The following is an 18,258-nucleotide window of genomic DNA, read 5'->3' on the forward strand; positions in this document are numbered from 1 at the left end:
GGCGGGGGCGGTGCCGGTGGGGCGGGGGGCGCGGAGGGTGCGGAGTTCGCCGGTGGGCGGCTGGGCATCCGGGCTGTCGGTGGGGGCGTGGCTGTCGGTTCGGCCGGGCATCGGGATGCGGTCACCTTCCCTGGGACGCGGCGCGGGGGCGCCGTAACGCTGCGCGACGGGTGTACGGCTTCGGGTCTACGGCATGGGCCGGGGCGGGGTGGCCGCGGCGCGCCGACCCGGTGGGCGGAAGGTCTCCGGGCGGGGCGGTGGGTGCGGGCGGGGGGTGCGGCCGTGGGCGGGGGCTCACCCTTTCAGCGCAGATCCGGTGACCGTGCCGCCGGTGGTGAGTTGAACGCCCACAACAGACAGGAAGGGCGTGGTCCGTCTATGAAGCCCCGGCTCACCGTCGTCGTCCCGGTTCCTCGTGGTGCGGGGGCGGAGGGGAATCTGGAGGAGTGCCTGGCGTCGGTGGCGGCGCAGACGCTGACGGAACTGGATGTGGTGCTGGTGGAGGGCGGGCCCGCGGGTGCGGGCCCGTCCTCTGCTGTGGCGCATGCCGTCGCGGAGCGGGATCCGCGGTTCCGGATCGTGCATCTGACGGGTGGTGAGGTGGCGGGGTGTGGTGCGGCGCGGAACGCCGGTGCCCGGCACGCCTTCCCGCACACCGGTTATCTGGCGTTCCTGGATGCGGACGATGTGCTGCTGCCGCGGGCGTACGAGGATCTGGTGGGGGTGCTGGACCGGTCGGGGGCGGATCTGGCGACGGGCAATGTGTACCGGCTGGGGGTGGCGGGGCGGAGTCAGTCGGCGCGTCATCCGGCGGGCCGGCAGACGGTGCTGGGGACGCATGTGACGGAGGATCTGACGCTGCTGGCGGATTCCTTCGCCCGGAACAAGGTGTTCCGTCGGGAGTTCTGGGACCGGCACGGTTTCGCTTTCCCGGAGGGGGAGTTGTGCCTGGACGAGGCGGTGACGGTGCCGGCGCATTTCCTGGCCGGTGCGGTGGACGTGCTGCGGGAGCACGTGTGTTACTGGCGGCTGCCGGAGGGTGCGGCGCGGCACCGGCGGCCGGATCCGCAAGGGGTGCGGGACCGGTTCGCCGCGGTGGGGGCGATCCGGCGGTTCCTGGGTGAGGCGTCGCGGCCGCGGCTGCATGCGTACCGGCGGGATTACGACCGGTTCCAGCTGACGGAGGGGCTGGCGGATCTGGTGGCGGCGTTGCCGGGGGCGGCGCCGGAGACCCGGACGGCGTTCCTGGACTGTGCGCGGGATTTCCTGGCGGGGGTGGATCCGCGGGTGTTCCCGGAGCTGCCGGTGGAGTTGCGGATGCGGTGGTATCTGGTGCGGGCGGGGCGGGCGGCGGATCTGCTGACGTTGCTGCGGCACGAGGCGCGGAATCCGGCGGGGTTCGCGGTGGCGGGGCCGCCGTTGCGGCGGCGGGCGGTGGTGCCGGTGAGTCCGCCGCTGGAGTTGCCGCCGGGGGTGACGCGGCTGGGCCGGGAGGACTTCCCGGTGTGTGCGCGGGTGCGGGAGGCGGTGTGGCGGGACGGGGTGCTGGTGCTGCGGGGGCACGCGTACGTGCGGAACGTGGATGCGGCGCACCGGCACACGGTGGGGGTGCGGACGGCGGTGCTGTCGTGCGGGCGGCGGCGGATCGTGCTGCCGCTGCGGACGGTGGCGATGCCGGAGGCGACCGCGGAGTCGGGGCAGGAGCTGCACTGTTACGACTGGTCGGGGTTCGAGCTGCGGGTGGATCCGGCGCGGCTGCGGCGCGGCGGGCGGTGGGAGGAGGGGGACTGGTCGGTCGGGCTGGTGCTGGCGTCGGCGAGTGCGGTGCGGGTGGCGTCGCCGGAGGCGCCCGAGGCGGGGTCGGGGGCGGCGCCGGTGGCGTCGGAGGTGGCGGACGAGGGGCCGCGGGGCGTTGTGCGGGTGACGCCGTGGTACGAGGACGGGCGGTTGCGGCTGTCGGTGGCGCGGCGGACGCGGTGGCTGGCGGGGCACCGGTCGGTGGCGGCCGGTGCGCTGGAGGTGTCGGTGCGGGCGCCGGGGCCGGTGCCGTCGGGGCTGCGGCTGACGCACCGGGGGACGGGCACGGTGGTGTCGTTCCCGGCGGGGGCGGAGTCCGCCGAGGGGGGTGGGGTGACGTTCCGGGTGCTGGCGGAGGCGGTGGCGGCGGCGCGTCCGCCGCGGGACGGGGCGCCGGCGGCGATTCCGCCGGCGCATACGGAGAGCTGGCTGGCGGAGCTGGTGCTGCCGGACGGCGGGACGGACCGGGTGGCGTGTGATCCGGCGCTGGAGCCGGTGGGGTATCCGCTGCCGCACGGCCGGGAGCTGGTGGTGGCGGCTTCTCCGGCGGGGGATCTGGTGCTGCACGACCGGACGCCGCAGCCGTATGCGGACCGGCTGCTGTGGCGGTCGGACGGGACGCTGCTGGTGGCGGGCGGGCTGCCGGCGGCGGCGCCGCACGCGACGGAGCTGGTGCTGAAGCACGGGGAGCATGCGGCGGAGCTGGTGTTCCCGGTGACGCATGACGAGGGCCGGTTCCACGGGCGGCTGCCGCTGGGGGCGTTGCCGTCGCTGGCCGGTCCGGTGCCGCTGCGGGAGGGCAGGTGGTCGCTGCATCTGCGGGAGCGGGGGGCGGTGGGCTCGCCGCTGGACGCGCCGGTGCGGGTGGCGCCGCGGGTGCTGGAGGGGCTGCCGGCGTCGTGCACGGTCCGGGGGAAGCCGCTGGTGGTGGACCGGCACCGGGAGGACGAGGTGCTGGTGGTGGCGGGTCCGGCGGTGCCGGCCGCGGACCGGGGCCCGTACCGGCGGCGGCTGCTGCGGGAGCAGCACTATGTGCTGCACCGTTCGCGTCCGCTGCGGGACACGGTGCTGTACAGCAGTTTCGGTGGCCGGTCGTACGGGGATTCGCCGCGGGCGGTGCACGAGGAGCTGGTGCGCCGGGGGATGGACGTGGAGCATCTGTGGGCGGTGCGGGACGGGCAGACGGCGGTGCCGGCGACGGCGCGGGCGGTGGTGGTGGGCAGCGCGGAGTGGCACGGGGCGCTGGCGCACAGCCGGTGGGTGGTGACGAACACGCATCTGCCGTGGTGGTTCACGCGGCGCGGCGGTCAGCGGATCGTGCAGACGTGGCACGGTACGCCGTTGAAGCGGATCGGTGCGGATCTGGCGGGGACGCTGTGTGCGGGGCTTTCGCATCTGGCGCCGCGGCCGCGGGTGAGCCGGCAGTGGAGCGTGCTGCTGTCGCCGAACGGGCACAGCACCGGGGTGCTGCGGTCGGCGCTGGGGTTCGCGGGGCGGGTGCTGGAGACGGGGCTGCCGCGGACGGATGTGCTGTTCGCGGCGGACCGGGAGCTGCGGGCGGCGGCGGTGCGGGAGCGGCTGGGGCTGGAGCCGGGCCGGCGGGTGGTGCTGTACGCGCCGACGCCGCGGGACGACGTGGCGTACGACGCGCGGCACCACCGGCTGCCGCTGCCGCTGCCGTTGGACGTGGAGCTGGCGCGGCGGGAGCTGGGCGAGGGGCATGTGCTGCTGGTGCGGGGGCATCCGCTGGTCGCGGACCGGTTGCCGGGGCATCTTGCGCCGTTCGCGGTGGACGTGTCGGCGTATCCGGACGCGATGGAGTTGCTGCTGGTGGCGGATGTGCTGGTGACGGACTATTCGTCGCTGGCGGTGGATTTCGCGAACACGGGCCGGCCGATGTTGTTCCTGACGCCGGATCTGCCGCATTACCGGGATGTGCTGCGGGGGTTCACGCTGGATTTCGAGGCGCGGGTGCCGGGGCCGTTGCTGTCGTCGACGGGTGAGCTGGTCGAGGCGCTGGGGGATCTGGGGGCGGTGGCGGAGGCGAGTGCCGAGGCGTACGCGGATTTCCGGGCGGTGTTCTGTCACCGGGACGACGGTGGTGCGGCGGGGCGGGTCGCGGACGTGATGGAGCGGTGAGGGTTGCCGGTCCGCGGCAAGGTGATGGTGCGCGGATCGGCATCGCGCGCCATTCGCGTCGTTACAGCATGTGCAGGGGTCCGCGGCGGGCTGTCGGGGCCTTGCGCACCCGAGCCCGGTGCTCTGCCCGGTCACGAGACGGCAATACGGCGGAAAAGCGGGGCGAGGAGTGCAACCGCTCGGCGGGTTTCGCCCTCTGACCCATCGGATATGGGTTCGGATCCCGCTCGCGCCAAGAGATGCTGTCGACACGAAATGTAGATTTAGTGACTGTGAAAGAAGCCCCTGAGCAGCTGCCGGGGCCCACCATCACGCCCTCCGCGCAGGTCAGCATCGTCGTCATCGCGTTCAACGATGCCGGCCATGTCGGTGATGCGGTGCGTTCCGCGCTCGCCCAGGAGGCTCCCGGTGAAACGGTCACCGAGGTGATCGCGGTGGACGACGCCTCCACCGACGGCACCGGCGCCGCCCTGGACGAGCTGGCCCGTACCGAGCCGCGGCTGCGGGTGATCCACCGCAGTGAGAACAGCGGTGGCTGCGGCACGCCCCGCAACGAGGGGTTGCGGGCCGCGACGGGCCGGTTCGTGATGTTCCTGGACAGTGACGACGTGCTGCCGCCGGGTGCGGTGCGGGCGCTGCTGGCGGCGGCGCTGCGGTACGACGCGCCGGTGGTGTCGGGTGCGTGCGTGCGGCGGGAGCTGCCGGCGCGGCGGGACGTGCCGTGGCAGCCGGGGCTGTACCGGGAGGCGGCGGTGCACGAGTCGGCGGAGGCCAGTCCGCAGCTGGTGCGGGACACGTTGTGTGTGAACAAGCTGTACGACCGGGAGTTCCTGGCGAAGCACGCGATCGTGTTCCCGGAGGGCCGGTTCACGTACGAGGACTTCGTGTTCACCGCGCGGGTGCTGGCGGCGGCGCCGCGGATCGCGACGGTGCCGGACAGTGTCTACGTCTGGCATGTGCGCCGGTCGGCGGCGCGGCAGTCGATCTCCTTGAACCGCAAGGACGTCGCGAACTGGGCGGCGCGGATCGCGGCGCACCGGGCGAGTGTGGAGATCTTCCGGGAGGCGGGGCTGGAGGTGCTGGCGCAGGCGGCGGCCACCAAGTTCCTCGATCATGATCTGCGGATGTACGTGCGGGAGCTGCACACCCGGGGTGCGGACTACCGGGCGGAGTGGTGGCGGCTGACCCGGGAGTACCTGGGGGGTTTCGACGAGGCGGCGCTGCGGGCGGCGCGGGCGCCGGCGCGGTGGCTGGCGCGGGTGGTGCTGGCGTCGCCGGCGCCGCGGGACCTGGATCGGATCACGCAGCTGGCGAGCCGTCCGGGGCGGCTGCTGCCGCCGTACGCGGAGGCCGACGGGCGGGCGGTGTGGTCGCCGGACCTGCCCGAGGTGGAGCTGGACGCGCTGGGGACGAAGCCGATAGGCCGGCTGCCGGTGACGATCGACGCGGAGCCGTCGGTGGGCGGGCGCAGTGTGCTGCGGCTGCGGGTGCACGATCTGTACGGGCGGCTGGCGGCGGCGGGGCCGGAGAGCATCGACGTGGAGCTGCGGCGGCGCCGGGACGACCGGCGGGGCCCGGTGCACACCGCGACCCTGACCCGGGCCGCCGCGGGGGGTGCGGCGGTGTGCTGGACGGCGGAGGTCGTGCTGGATCTGGAGGCGCTGACCGAGCGGGGCGGCGAGGCGGCGGCCGATACGGAGCCGTGGGATCTGATGGCGCGGGTGAGTTGTGCCGACGGGGCGGGTTTCAGGGCCGCGCTGCGGGCCACCGGGCCGGGTCTGCGGCGGCGGGTGCTGCCGAACCGGCGGCATGCGGTGCTGCTGGTGCAGCCGTATGCGACGACGGGTGGGGCGCTGTCGCTGCGGGTGGCGTCGGGGCTGCGCAGCGTCTGGCGGATCGCGGCGCGCCGGCTGCGCCGCTGACCTCGTTGTCCGTTGTCGTCGTCCGTCGTCGTTGTCCGTCGTCCGCGTGCTTTCCCCTCCTAGGATGGGCGTCATGTCTTACTTGATCACGGGTGGTGCCGGTTACATCGGCTCCCATGTCGTACGGGCCCTGCGGCAGGCGGGCGAGCGGGTCGTCGTGCTGGACGACCTGACGACGGGCGTGGCCGCCCGGATCCCCGACGGCGTGCCGCTGGTCGTGGGTTCCACGCTGAACCGTGCGCTGCTGGATGCGGCGATCGCGGAGCACGGTGTGACCGATGTGGTGCATCTGGCGGCGAAGAAGCAGGTCGGCGAGTCCGTCGAGATGCCGCTGCTGTACTACCGGGAGAACGTGCACGGGCTGCAGACGCTGCTGGAGGCGATGGCGGCGGGCGGGGTGGGCCGGCTGGTGTTCTCGTCGTCGGCGGCGGTCTACGGCATGCCGGACGTGGACCTGGTGACCGAGGACACGCCGTGTGCGCCGATCAACCCGTACGGGGAGACGAAGCTGGTCGGGGAGTGGATGGCGCGGGCGGTGGGGAAGGCGCACGGCATTTCCACGGCCTGTCTGCGGTACTTCAACGTGGCCGGTGCGGCCGCCCCGGAGCTGGCCGACACGGGGGTCTTCAACATCGTGCCGATGGTGTTCGAGCGGCTGACGGCGGGTGCCGCGCCGCGGATCTTCGGTGACGACTACGACACGCCGGACGGCACCTGCATCCGCGACTACATCCATGTCGCCGATCTCGCCGATGCGCATGTGGCGGCGGCCCGGAAGCTGGCCGGACCGGGTCCGGTGCGGGATCTGACCCTGAACATCGGGCGCGGCGAGGGTGTTTCGGTGCGCGAGCTGATCCGTCTGATCGCGGAGGTCACCGGGTACGAGGGTGTGGCGCCCGAGGTGACGCCGCGCCGGCCGGGTGACCCGGCGCGGGTGGTGGCGGCCGCCGACCGGATCGCCGCGGAGCTGGGCTGGAAGGCCCGGCACGACGTGCGGGACATGGTCACGTCGGCGTGGGCGGGCTGGCGGCACCACCACCCGGAGGCCTGATGCGCCCCCGGGCGTGACCCGCGGCCGGCCGGCGGGTCACGCCCGGCCGGCGGGCCCCGGCCCGTCGCGGGCTCGTGCGGGTCGGCGGGCGGTCAGCGGGTCGTCAGCGGGTACGACGTCCGCCCGGACGCCTCGTCGATCTCGTCGTGGGCCTTGGTCAGCAGTTTCATCGCCAGGTCGTTGAGCGCCCTGGCGCCGGCGACCTCCTCGCCGACCCGCGGCTGGTTGGAGTCGGCGGGGTGGCGGCTGGCGTACCCGTGGGACCGGACCTCGGTGCCGTCCGGGAGCCGCACGAGGGCGGCCGCCCGCGTGCGGTGGTTGTCCTCCTCGAATTCCATCTCGACGTGCCATCCGACAGCTGTCTGCAGCATCCTCATCACCTCCGGAACCGCTCCTACCAGAGTGCTCCCGCCGGGCGGCCCCTGCACGGTGTGGCGGCTCATTCCGGGGCGGTCAGCCGCAGGTGGAGGTGGCCGTGCGGGTGGGAGAGGAACAGCGCGGCGGTGGCCGGGCCGGGCGGCACGCGGCGCGGGGCGAGGTCGGCGGCGGACGGGGTGGTTTCCGGGACGAGCCAGGCCGCGCGGTGCACGGCCGGGCCCGGGCCGCCGTCGGTGGCGGTGCCGAGTCCGGTGACGTCGATCTTGAGGCCCCAGACGCCGTCGGCGAGGGGCCCGCCGCCGGCCGCGGTGGCCGGGTCGAGTTCCGCCTGCCAGTGGCCGTCCGCGTAGTGGGCGGGGAGGCGGTGGGTGGCGCCGGCGCGGTGCAGGACGAGGGTGACCGCGGTGGTGTCGAGGTGCGGCAGGGCGGCGGTGCCGGTCAGGCGGAGGACGGTGCCGGCCCAGTGGCAGCCGGTCAGCCGCTGGCGCAGCACGACGCGGTCGGTGAGGTCGTAGGCGGCGTCCGGCAGCGGGTGGTGCGGGTCGCGGAAGTACGGGTAGCGGGCGTGGACCCGGCCGTCGGGGTCGACCTCGGTGGGGACCGGGCCGGTGTCGGCGCGGACGACGGCGGTCAGCGCGTCGTCGAGGCCGGCGTCGAGGCAGTGGGCGCGCAGCCGGAGGCGGGGCGGCAGGGCGGCGCGTATCCGGTCGGTGAGGTGGCGGCGGACGAGGGGGCGGGCGGCGGCCGTCATGCGGCGGCGGCCGGCGGGGGTGCGGGCGAGGTAGGCCGCGCCGAAGGGCATGAGGATCTCGCCGTGGAAGTGCCGCGTCATCAGTTTGTCGCGGTCGGGGCCGGGCGGGACCTCGGCGGCGACGGTGTCGAGGACGCCGCCGATGTAGTGGAGGTAGTCGGGCCAGTCGACGTCCTGGCGGCTGGCGTTGCTGTCGTCGGCGCGGCCGTGGAGGTAGTAGCAGTCGTAGTCGGCGAGGACGGAGACGGTGCGGGCGCGCAGCAGTGCGGCGATGCCGAAGGGGAGGTCCTCGCCGAGCAGGCGGCCCTCGACGAAGCGCAGGTGGTGGGTTTCGAGGAAGGCGCGGCGGAAGAGTTTGTAGGCGGCGAGGGACCAGTAGACGGGCGAGTCGAAGACGGACACGGCGGGGCTGGTGGTGCGCAGGTCGACGGGGGCGGCGCGGCCGTCGGCGCCGACGATGCGGCCGTAGACGATGTCGGAGCCGTGGGTCTGGGCCATGCGGGTGAGGCGGTCGAGGGCTTCGGGGCCGAGGTGGTCGTCGGAGTCGAGGAAGAAGACGTAGTCGCCTCTGGCGCGGGCGAGGCCGGTGTTGCGGGGTTTGCCGGCGCCGCCGGAGGGAGGCTGGCGAACGACGGTGAGGCGGGGGTTGCGGCGGGCCGTGTCGGTGAGCCGGTCGGCGCTGCCGTCGGTGGAGCCGTCGTCGACGGCGATGATCTCGACGCGGTTCGGGTCGAGGGTCTGGGCGAAGACGGAGCCGAGGCAGCGGTCGAGGTAGGGCAGCGTGTTGTGGACCGGCACGATCACCGAGACGGCCGGGGCGGGGCGGGTCATCGGTGTGGTGCGGGGGTTGTCCTCGGTGTCCCTCGGCATACGCAGCACTCCAGCGAGGCAAAACAGACTATTAAGACATATAACGTTGACTGAATGTTCGCCGACCGTGGAGGAGTGCCGGTGGCCCCGACGCCCGCCACCCCCCAAGAGGCGGTCCGGCCCCGGGAGGTTGCCCGGCCGCTGCCCGGAGCGGACCGCCCGGCGGCGGACCGGCCGCCACGACGGTGGGCCGCCCCCTTCACGGCGGCGGCGCTGTCCACGGTGGCGTACTGCCTGGGGCTGGCCCTGTACGGCAGTTACCCGTTCGGGCCGCGCTCGCGCGCCGTCAACGACCTCGGCAATCAGTTCGTGCCCTTCCACGCCCGGCTGTGGGACCTGCTGCACGGACAGGCCACCGGCGATCTGTTCTTCAACTGGAGCAGCGGATACGGGGTGCCGTTCCTCGCGGACTTCGTCACGTATCTGATGAACCCGTTCTCGCTGCTCGTCGGTCTCTTCCCGCGCGAGCTGGCCGACCTGCCGGTCTTCCTGGTCACGCTGTGCAGCATCGGCCTGGCCGCCGCCCTGATGACCGTCCTCCTCGGCCGGCTGCACCCGGGCTCCGGGACGCTGCGGGCGCTTTTGTCGGTGGGCTACGCGCTGTGCGCCTGGGTGCTGAACGACGGCGCCGCGGACCCGATGTGGATGTGGGGGCCGGTGGCGCTGCCGCTGCTGGGGATCGCCGCCGACTGGTGCCTGCGGCGCACCCGCTGGGTGGCCGGGACGCTGCTGGTCGCCCTGGCCTGGGCGGGCAACTTCTACACGGCGGCGATGGCCACCCTGGCGACCGGGCTGGTGCTGGCGGTGCGGCTGGCCACGGCGGCCGGGATGCCGCCGGGGGCGCGGCTGCGGGCGGCCGGCCGGGCGGTGACGGCGGCGCTCGCCGGGATCGGGCTCGCGGCGCCCGTCCTGACCGTCACCCTCCGGGCCAGCCAGGCGGCCCAGCCCGCTCCCCCGGTCTCCTACGAGGAACGGCCCACCGTGCTGTACCAGCTGGCGCAGCTGCTGCCCGGCGGCCACGGCGGGGTCACCGCGCCCAACATCTTCGTCGGCATGCCGGGGCTGCTGCTGGTCGCCGCCTTCCCGTTCGTCCGGGCGGTGCCGGTGCGGGCCCGGATCGCCTGGTACGCGCTGGCGCTGGGGGTGGCCGCCTCGTTCGTCTGGAAGCCGACGATCCTGCTGTGGCACGGGCTGGCGCTGCCCAACGGCAGCCCCTACCGGGCCGCGTTCGTGCTCAGCGGGATCCTGGTGATGATCTCCTGGCTGGCGCTGGCGCACCGGCCCCGGCCCGGCGAACTGGCCACCGGCGGGGCGCTGGTGGCGCTGCTGGCGTGGGCGTGCCGGGACCAGGGCCCGGTCGGGGCGGCCACCTGGCTGCTGGTGGCCGGCGGCGGCACCGCGGCCCTGGCGGCGCTGGTTGCGCTGGCGGCGCTGCCCACGGCCGGCGCCCGGAACGGGCCGCGGGCCGCGCTCACCGCGGCGCTGGCCGGCACGGTGCTGCTCACCTCGGCGTACACGGTGTTCTCGGTGACGGCCGTACGGGGCAAGATCGCCTGGTTCCGGCCCAAGATCACCATGACCCGGGGGTCCCTGGCGGCCCACGCCGGGCTCGCCGCCCGCGACGACTGGCCGCGCTCGCGCACCGACCCGGGGCCGCACGAGTTCGCCAACAACGACCCGCTGCTGCTCGGCGGCGAGGGCGGCGCCTACTACAGCAGCTACCTGCCCGCGGCCACCGCCCGCGCCCTCGCGGGCCTGGGCGCCGGCTGGTACATGAGGGGGCGTCACACCCTCAGCTTCGAGGACCCGGTGGGCCGGGCCCTGATGGGCGTCAGCAGCTCGCTGTTCCCCGCGCCGCAGCACCCGCGCGGCGACTTCACCGTGGACCGCGCCCGCCCGGCGCCGGCCCCGCTGCTGACCGTACGCAGCCGCCTGGCGGCCCCGCCCCGCGGTCCGGAGAGCGTGTTCGCGCGCCAGGAACGGGTGCTGGGCACGGCGGTCTACGAGGTGCCGGAGCTGACGCCCACCGCGGGCACCGCGCCGGTGCGCGGGCGCGGCGGCTGGCTGCTGCCGCCGTCCGCGCTGCCCGCCGCGGCCGCCCCCCTGGCCGGCCCGAACGGCGCGGGCACCACCTTCACCGCCCGCTGCACCCCCGGCGGCACCGTCGTCTGGTACGCGCCCTGGTTCTGGGGCCAGGTCAGCGGGCTGGGCACCCGCACCAAGGGCATCGGCCGGGCGGACACCACCGCCAACCCGGTGCGGGTGCTGGGGCGGGTGCCGGACGACGGGACGGTCGCGGTGCGGTTCATCGGCCGGGGCCGCCAGTGGCTGCCCGCGCGTCCGCTGGGCTGTCTGCCGCCGGGCGCGCTGGACCGGGCGGTGCGCGCGCTGCGCGGGCCGGTGGCGCTGTCCGCCGGCGGGCACCGGCTGACCGCCCGGCTGCCGCGCGGCAGCCGGGGGCACGCGGTGCTGGCGCTGCCGGCCGTCCGGGGGTGGGGCTGTGCGGTGGACGACGGGCCGCGGCGCGCGCCGGCGTCGTACGGCGGGCTGCTGACGGTTCCGCTGCGGCCCGGCGCGACCCGGCTGACCTGCACGTACCTGCCGCCGGGCCTGACCGGGGGGCTGGCGGCGAGCGGGGCGGCGGGGCTCGCGGCCGGGGCGGTGGCGGTGGGGGGTCAGCTACGGGGCCGCGGCCGGTCCCGGCGTCGCACCACCAAGGAGACCCGCGGATGAAGCTCTCCATCGTCGTCCCCTGCTACAACGAGGAGGCCGTACTGGCCCGCTTCGACGAGGCGGTCCGGGCGGTCCTCGCCCGCCTCGGCGTCGCCCACGAGCTGTGCTACGTCGACGACGGCAGCACCGACGGCACCCTGGCCCGGCTGCGGGGCCTGGCCCAGCAGCACCGGGGCACCACCCGCTACCTGTCGTTCAGCCGCAACTTCGGCAAGGAGCCCGCGATGCTGGCCGGTCTGCGGGCGGCCACCGGCGACGCGGTGATCCTCATGGACGCCGACCTGCAGCACCCCCCAGACCTCATCGAGAAGATGCTCGACCTCTACCAGCTGGGCCACGACCAGGTCGTCGCGCGGCGCAGCCGGGACGGCGAACGGCGGCTGCGGTCGGCGCTGAGCCGCTGCTACTACCGGGCCGTCAACACCTGGGTGGACGTCGAACTCGCCGACGGCGTCGGGGACTTCCGGCTGCTGTCGCGCAAGGCGGTGGACGCGCTGCTGGCGCTGCCGGAGTACAACCGCTTCTCCAAGGGCCTGTTCTCCTGGATCGGCTTCGACACCGTCACCTTCGACTACCGCAACGCGGTACGGGAGGCCGGCGAGACCAAATGGCGGCTCGGCGCGCTGGTCAACTACGGCATCGACGGGATGCTCTCCTTCAACAGCCGGCCGCTGCGGCTGGCCATCTACGCCGGTCTGGGCCTCGCCGGGCTCGCCGCGCTCTACACCCTGTGGATCGTCGCGGCGGCCGTCGTCGGCGGGGTCACCGCGCCCGGCTATGTGACGCTGGTGGCCATCATCGTGGGCCTGGGCGGGCTGCAGATGGTGATGCTCGGGCTGATCGGCGAGTACATCGGCCGGATCTACCACGAGGCCAAGCGGCGCCCGCACTACCTGGTCAAGGAGGGCAACGCCGCCGAGGCCGCGCTGAGCGCCGCCGCCGGGCCCGCGGACGCCGCCACCGCCGGGTCGCAGGCCGGCTGATGGCCGGCCGGTCCGCGGGCGGGCGCTTGGCCCAGCCGGTGCGCTTCGCCGCCGTCGGCGGGGTCAACACCGCGACGTTCTACGCCTGTTACCTGCCGCTGCACCGCCTGCTGCCGTACTTCACCGCCTACAGCCTCGCCTTCGCGCTGAGCATGACCGGCTCGTTCCTGCTCAACACCTACTTCACCTACCGCACCCGCCCGACCTGGAAGAAGTTCCTGCTGTTCCCGCTGACCCAGGTCACCAACTACGGCATGCAGAGCGCCGGGCTGGTGGCGCTGGTCGGCTGGTGCGGGATGAACAGCACGCTGGCGCCGCTGGCCGCCGCCGCCTTCGCACTGCCGGCCGGCTACCTGGTCTCGCGGCGGATCCTGCGGCCACCCGCCCGGGCCGGCGCGACAGCCGGCGCGACAGCCGGTCCGGCACAGGACGCCGCCGGTCAGGCCGGGGCCGCGCCGGTCCGCTCCGGCGATCCGGCCTGAGGCCGCCAGGCGCCGAACAGCGAGGTCTGCCCCACCGACGTCTGCCGGGCCGCGTAGAGCCGGCCGTCGGTGCCCAGCGCGACCACCACCGCCCGCCCGGCGGCGTCCTGCGCGACACCGGCCGCCGCGGAGTGCGAGACCCGGCCCGGCTGCCAGGGCTTGGGGGCGTCCTGGGCCATCGCCGTGCGCACCTCCCCGGTGTCGTCCCGGGCCGCGAGCACCATCCGGTCCCCGCTGCCCACCGGGGCCGCCGCCACCCGCCCGTAGCCGCCGATCGGCGCGCACTGCGCCGCCACCCGCCAGCCGCCGATCCGCCGGTGCCGCTCGGTGATCAGCACCTGCGCGGTGACCGAGCGGCGGTAGACGGCCCGCACCACGCCGTCGGCCAGCGGGACGAGGCTGACCGGGCCGCCCGGCTGCGGCAGCCCGGTGGCCGCGGCCGGCCGCGGTGTCTGCCCGGCCTCCTTCGACACCCAGTGCGCCACCGTCCCGATGCCCGGCGCGACCACGTGGATCAGCCCGTCGGAGTCCACGCAGGCGTCCAGCCCGTCGACGACCTGCGGGGACGCCTTCAGGGTGCTGACCGTGCCCTCCAGCCGCTCCCACGACGTGAAGCCCGTGCCGCCCGGGCCGGCGCGGTGCGCGACGTTGCCGTCCCAGGTGCGGACGAAGACGTGCACCGTGCCGTCCGGGGCGGCCACCGCGGCGGGGAAGCCGATCTCCAGCGAGCGCTCCGGGTCCGGGTCCGGCGAGCCCAGCGACTCCCAGCGGCCGAACAGCGGTGTGCCGTCCGGGGCGGTGCCGCGCTGGGCCGCGGTCATCAGCTCGCGGTGGTGCACTGCCCTGCGGCCCGGCAGCACGGTGCGTGAGGCGAACAGCTGCAGCGGCCCGTCGGGGCGGCGCACCGCGTGGATCTGCCCCTGCAGCATCGTGCCGCCGGCCGGCACCGGCGCTCCGAACCGGCCGCTGCCGGGGCGGGTCTCGGTCCAGCAGTACGCGGTGCCGCCGAGCACCGCGAAGGCCACCAGCCGGCCGTCCTGCGCGGGCCGGAGCCAGGCGTTGGAGCCGGGGGCGCGCAGCCGGGTGGAGCGGGTCCAGTTGCGGGAGCCGCCGTCCAGCGCCGAGCCGCCGACCTTCCGGTCGCCGCAGCCGGCCGGGTCGCCGCAGCGGCGGTGGTCGGCCCAGCCGTACACCGACAGCAGCCGGGCCTTGCGCCGGGCGGCCTTGAGGTCGACGTCGTTGGGCAGCGCGCCCGCCTCGTAGCCGAGGTAGTTCTCCACGATGGGCGGGCGGCCGCCGCGCGGCCGGTAGGCGGCCAGCGCGGCCTGCGCGAAGTAGGCGGAGGCGGTGTGGTCCTGGTGGTCGTAGTAGCGCAGCCCGGCCAGCCGGGGGTCGCGGTCCGGGCCGGCCGGCGGTCGTTTGCGGGAGTGCACCGCGTTGGGGTCCAGGGTGCGCACCACCGTGGGGCGGGCCCGGTCGAGCACCGCCACCAGGGCCGCGACGAGCTGCTCGCGGCGGTAGAGGTACTGGTGCCGTACGGGTGAGCCGGCCGGGCGCAGCGTGGGCAGGAAGGGCGTGGCGCCGAGCCACAGGCCGCGCAGGCTGGTGGCGCGGGCCTGCCAGACGGCCCGGGCCTCCACCAGCTCCAGGAACAGCAGCTGTTGGTGCGGGGCGGCCTGGAGGGTGTGCAGTTCGGCCTGGACGCCGGGGAGCAGGGATATCGCGGTCAGGTGCCAGGGCGCGGCGGGGTCGCCGAGGGCCATCTCGGCGTGCGCGGCGCGCAGCCCGTTGGTGCGGGCCCGGGCGAAGGCGGGCCGGTCCCTGGGAACCCGATCGGCGTAGGCGGCGTGCCTGCTGACGTTGTGTCCGTCGGACTCTCCGCCCGTGAGGCAGACGGTGACCGAGCGGGCCCCGGCGCGGACGGCCTGCTCCAGGTCGGGGTTCATGAAGTACAGGCCGTCGTCCGGGTGGGCGATGACGTGCAGGAAGGACTGGTCCGCCGGGTCGACCAGGGGCGGCCCGGAGCCGGCCGGTTCGCCCGTCGGTGGGCCCTCGTCGGCGAGGTGGGCCCAGACGCCGGTGCCGGCCGCCGCGGCGAGCAGCCCGCCGCCGGTGAGCTGGAGCAGCCGGCGGCGGGTGACACGGGGCGGGCGCGTCGGTGACACGTCCTCAGTATTCGGCGCCCCGGGGTCTTCCGCCCGTCCCGCTCGTCCGGAAGCGGTGCCCAGGAGGCATTCCGCCCGTCCGAAAATTCGCCACTTACCCCCATCCGTGATGAGCGCCACAGAACTTTCAGGTTACGAACAACAACCTTTTCGGGTGAACAGCGGTCAGGAGGGCTGACAATGCAAGGAACCCCTTTGGGGCTTTTTTGCGTTCTGTACTCAGCTCGTCACGAGGAGTAAGCACCGCATGTCCGAGACAGTCCTCGACCCTGTCGTACCCCGCTTCAGCATCATCGTGCCCGTCTTCAGAGTGCAGGGCTTCCTGCGCGAGTGCATGGACTCGGTGCTGGCGCAGGACTTCACGGACTTCGAGGTGATCGCCGTCGACGACTGCTCACCGGACCGCAGTGGCGCCATCCTCGACGAGTACGCCGCCCGCGACGAGCGCGTGCAGGTCCTGCACCTGCCGGAGAACGTGGGCCTCGGCCTGGCCCGCAACGCCGGCCTGGAAAAGATCCGCGGTGAGTACGTCCTCTTCCTCGACAGCGACGACACCCTCACCCCCGGCGCGCTCGGTGCGCTGGCGGAGCGGCTGGACGCCACCGGCAGCCCGGAGATCCTGATCTTCGACTACGCCCGGACCTACTGGGACGGCTCGGTCCGCCGCAACCTCCTCGCCGACCGGCTCGACGAGTCCGGCGCCCCCAGCTTCACCCTCGCCGAGCGCCCCGAGATCCTCGACCTGCTGCAGATCGTCTGGAACAAGGCCTACCGCCGCGACTTCGTCGAGGAGCACGGCTTCACCTTCCCGGTCGGCTACTACGAGGACGCCCCCTGGACGTTCTGCACGCTGATCACCGCGAAGTCCATCGCGGTCCTCGACCGGGTCTGCCTGCACTACCGCCAGCGCCGGCAGGGCGGCAACATCCTGCGCACCACCAGCCGCAAGCACTTCGACGTCTTCGACCAGTACGAGCGGGTCTTCAGCTACCTCGACGCCCACCCGGAGCTGTCGCGCTGGCGCCCGCACATGTTCCGCAAGATGATCGACCACTACCTGACGGTCCTGGACAAGCCGGGCCGGCTGCCGCAGAACGCCACCGCCGAGTTCTTCCACCGCGCCGCCCGCGACTACCGCCGGCGCCTGCCGGCCGGCTTCGTCCGCCCCGCCGGGGTGGCCGGCGGCAAGTACGCGCTGCTCGCCAAGGACGCCTACCCGGCGCTGGCCGGCCTCAAGGTCGCCGGCAAGGTGCAGCGCACGGTCCGCAAGCACGCCGGCAAGAAGGTCCGCCAGGCCAAGAAGAAGGCCATGGACCTGCGCTACCAGGCCCTGCTGCGGCAGCCGCTGGACGAGAACCTCGCGGTCTACTCCGCGTACTGGAACCGGCTGCCGGCCTGCAACCCGCTGGCGATCTACGAGAAGGCCAAGGAGCTCGCCCCGCACATCCACGGCGTGTGGGTCGTCAAGCAGCAGCTGGCCGACTCCGGCGAGATACCGGCCGGCGTCGACCACGTCGTGCTGAACTCGCCGCGCTACTGGGAGGTCATGGCCCGCGCCAAGTACCTCGTCAACAACGTGAACTTCGCGGACGGCGTGGTCAAGCGCGAGGGCCAGGTGCACCTCCAGACCCACCACGGCACGCCGCTGAAGTCGATGGGCGTCGACCAGAAGCGCTATCCGGCCGCCGCCAAGGGCATGAGCTTCCGCAAGCTGCTGGCCCGCGCCGACCGCTGGGACTACTCGCTCTCCTCCAACCAGCACACCACCGAGCAGTGGGAGCGCGTCTACCCCTGCAACTTCGAGTCGCTGGACGCCGGTTACCCCCGCAACGACGTCTACTACCGGGCGAGCGCCCAGGACGTCCTGGACATCCGCGAGCGCCTGGGCGTCGCCCCCGGCAAGACCGCGATCCTGTACGCGCCGACCATGCGCGACTACCAGGTCGGCTACGTGCCGCGGCTGGACCTGGAGAAGATCTCCCGCGAGCTCGGCGAGGACTTCGTCCTGCTGGTGCGCACCCACTACTTCTACGACCAGGACGCCCGCCTCCAGGAGCTCCAGGAGCGCGGCGCGATCATCGACGTCTCCGGCCACCCGGTCGTCGAGGAACTGTGCCTGGCCGCCGACGCCCTGGTCACCGACTACTCGTCGATCATGTTCGACTACGCCAACCTCGACCGGCCGATCATCAACTACACCGACGACTGGGACACCTACGTCCGCTCCCGCGGTGTCACCTTCGACCTGCTGTCGGGCAAGCCGGGCGACACCCCGGGCGTGCTCGCCACCACCGAGGACGAGCTGATCGACGCCTTCCGCAGCGGCCGCTGGGACGACGAGCGGGCCACCGAGCTGCGCGCCGCGTTCCGCGCGCGGTTCTGCCAGTGGGACGACGGGCACGCCGCCGAGCGCGTGGTCCGCCGGGTCTTCCTCGGCCAGGAAACGACCCCCGAGCCGCTGCCGCAGGAGGAGCGCACCGTGGCCCCGGCCCCCCGCACCGCGGCCGCCGCGGCCGGCCTGATCAAGCTCCCGGCCCCGCGCGCCGCGGCGGACGACGAGGTGACCGGGGCCGCCGCCTCGGGCACGTCGGACTCCTCGGGCGTCGAGCTGGCGGGCTGAGCCCCCACCGGGACACCCGCGTAAGAACGCACGCACACTGCCCCCGGCCGGACTTCCGGCCGGGGGCAGTGTGCGTGCGTCACGTGCGGGGCGCGCCGTGTCGCGTGCGGGCGCGCCCAGTCGCGTGCGGGCCGCGCCGTCTCTCGCGTGGGCCGCGCCGTGTCGCATGCGGGCCACGCCGTCGCGTGCGGGCGCCGGAATACCGCCGCTCCCCTCACGGTTGTGGACCCACAGGGGGCCCTCGCGTCCCCTACGGGATCCGTTCGAACCCGCCCTAGTACTGCAACCGCATGTGGTGTGACCGTGTGGGCTGGGGCTCGTTGGTGTGACTGTGTGAGAAGTCGCTGACGGTTGAGCAGATCGAGTC

The 18,258-nt window shown here is 74.3% G+C and carries 10 protein-coding genes; 7 read left to right on the forward strand and 3 right to left on the reverse strand.

Features of this window, described 5'->3' with window-relative positions; translation table 11 throughout:
• The first annotated feature begins 378 nt into the window (after positions 1-378).
• The 3 genes from IG62_RS49735 to galE all read left to right on the forward strand — a co-directional run bounded on the left by IG62_RS49735 (position 379) and on the right by galE (position 6,909).
• Entirely contained in the window at positions 379-3,936 is a 3,558-nt protein-coding gene (locus tag IG62_RS49735) for a bifunctional glycosyltransferase/CDP-glycerol:glycerophosphate glycerophosphotransferase (protein ID WP_030815254.1), read from the forward strand.
• A 272-nt stretch (positions 3,937-4,208) separates the two neighbouring features.
• Positions 4,209-5,858 carry a glycosyltransferase family 2 protein gene (locus IG62_RS0138870; protein WP_234326919.1) on the forward strand — a complete coding sequence of 550 codons (1,650 nt, stop codon included), beginning with the start codon at positions 4,209-4,211 and terminating at the stop codon, positions 5,856-5,858.
• A 73-nt stretch (positions 5,859-5,931) separates the two neighbouring features.
• Positions 5,932-6,909, forward strand: coding sequence for a UDP-glucose 4-epimerase GalE (galE, locus tag IG62_RS0138875; RefSeq protein WP_030815259.1), 978 nt, complete (start codon positions 5,932-5,934; stop codon positions 6,907-6,909).
• Between the two features lie 92 nt (positions 6,910-7,001).
• Here the strand turns inward: galE and IG62_RS0138880 are convergent, their stop codons facing one another.
• Positions 7,002-7,280: a DUF1876 domain-containing protein gene (locus IG62_RS0138880; protein ID WP_030815262.1), complete on the reverse strand. Its 279-nt coding sequence runs from the start codon at positions 7,278-7,280 to the stop codon at positions 7,002-7,004.
• Between the two features lie 68 nt (positions 7,281-7,348).
• Positions 7,349-8,908 (reverse strand): glycosyltransferase family 2 protein, encoded by a 1,560-nt coding sequence (locus IG62_RS0138885; protein WP_078872507.1) that lies wholly within the window; start codon positions 8,906-8,908, stop codon positions 7,349-7,351.
• An 81-nt stretch (positions 8,909-8,989) separates the two neighbouring features.
• On the opposite strand from IG62_RS0138885, the gene IG62_RS0138890 reads away from it, so the two are divergent.
• From IG62_RS0138890 to IG62_RS0138900, 3 genes are read left to right on the forward strand one after another with little or no spacing between them, the layout of a single operon-like run.
• Positions 8,990-11,641: a YfhO family protein gene (locus tag IG62_RS0138890; protein WP_030815269.1), complete on the forward strand. Its 2,652-nt coding sequence runs from the start codon at positions 8,990-8,992 to the stop codon at positions 11,639-11,641.
• Complete coding sequence (locus IG62_RS0138895; RefSeq protein WP_030815272.1) at positions 11,638-12,624, forward strand: glycosyltransferase family 2 protein; 987 nt, start codon at positions 11,638-11,640, stop codon at positions 12,622-12,624. The genes IG62_RS0138890 and IG62_RS0138895 overlap by 4 nt, the downstream gene beginning before the upstream one ends.
• 26 nt (positions 12,625-12,650) lie before the next feature.
• Positions 12,651-13,106: a GtrA family protein gene (locus IG62_RS0138900; RefSeq protein ID WP_420711183.1), complete on the forward strand. Its 456-nt coding sequence runs from the start codon at positions 12,651-12,653 to the stop codon at positions 13,104-13,106.
• Here the strand turns inward: IG62_RS0138900 and IG62_RS0138905 are convergent.
• Positions 13,064-15,271: a PIG-L family deacetylase gene (locus IG62_RS0138905; RefSeq protein ID WP_030815278.1), complete on the reverse strand. Its 2,208-nt coding sequence runs from the start codon at positions 15,269-15,271 to the stop codon at positions 13,064-13,066. The two genes, IG62_RS0138900 and IG62_RS0138905, sit on opposite strands and share 43 nt — an antisense overlap.
• A gap of 247 nt (positions 15,272-15,518) precedes the next feature.
• On the opposite strand from IG62_RS0138905, the gene IG62_RS0138910 reads away from it, so the two are divergent.
• Complete coding sequence (locus tag IG62_RS0138910) at positions 15,519-17,891, forward strand: bifunctional glycosyltransferase/CDP-glycerol:glycerophosphate glycerophosphotransferase (protein WP_030815281.1); 2,373 nt, start codon at positions 15,519-15,521, stop codon at positions 17,889-17,891.
• The last annotated feature ends 367 nt before the right edge of the window (positions 17,892-18,258 follow it).

Origin of the sequence: Streptomyces sp. NRRL S-337 (assembly GCF_000720175.1) — a bacterium.
GTDB lineage: Bacteria > Actinomycetota > Actinomycetes > Streptomycetales > Streptomycetaceae > Streptomyces > Streptomyces siderophoricus.

What these genes read in the sequence shown, in the direction of transcription:
- IG62_RS49735 (WP_030815254.1), top strand. Translation starts at nt 379, where the DNA reads ATGAAGCCCCGGCTCACCGTCGTCGTCCCGGTTCCTCGTGGTGCGGGG.
- galE (WP_030815259.1), top strand. Translation starts at nt 5,932, where the DNA reads ATGTCTTACTTGATCACGGGTGGTGCCGGTTACATCGGCTCCCATGTC.
- IG62_RS0138880 (WP_030815262.1), bottom strand. Translation starts at nt 7,280, where the DNA reads ATGCTGCAGACAGCTGTCGGATGGCACGTCGAGATGGAATTCGAGGAG.
- IG62_RS0138885 (WP_078872507.1), bottom strand. Translation starts at nt 8,908, where the DNA reads ATGCCGAGGGACACCGAGGACAACCCCCGCACCACACCGATGACCCGC.
- IG62_RS0138895 (WP_030815272.1), top strand. Translation starts at nt 11,638, where the DNA reads ATGAAGCTCTCCATCGTCGTCCCCTGCTACAACGAGGAGGCCGTACTG.
- IG62_RS0138910 (WP_030815281.1), top strand. Translation starts at nt 15,519, where the DNA reads ATGTCCGAGACAGTCCTCGACCCTGTCGTACCCCGCTTCAGCATCATC.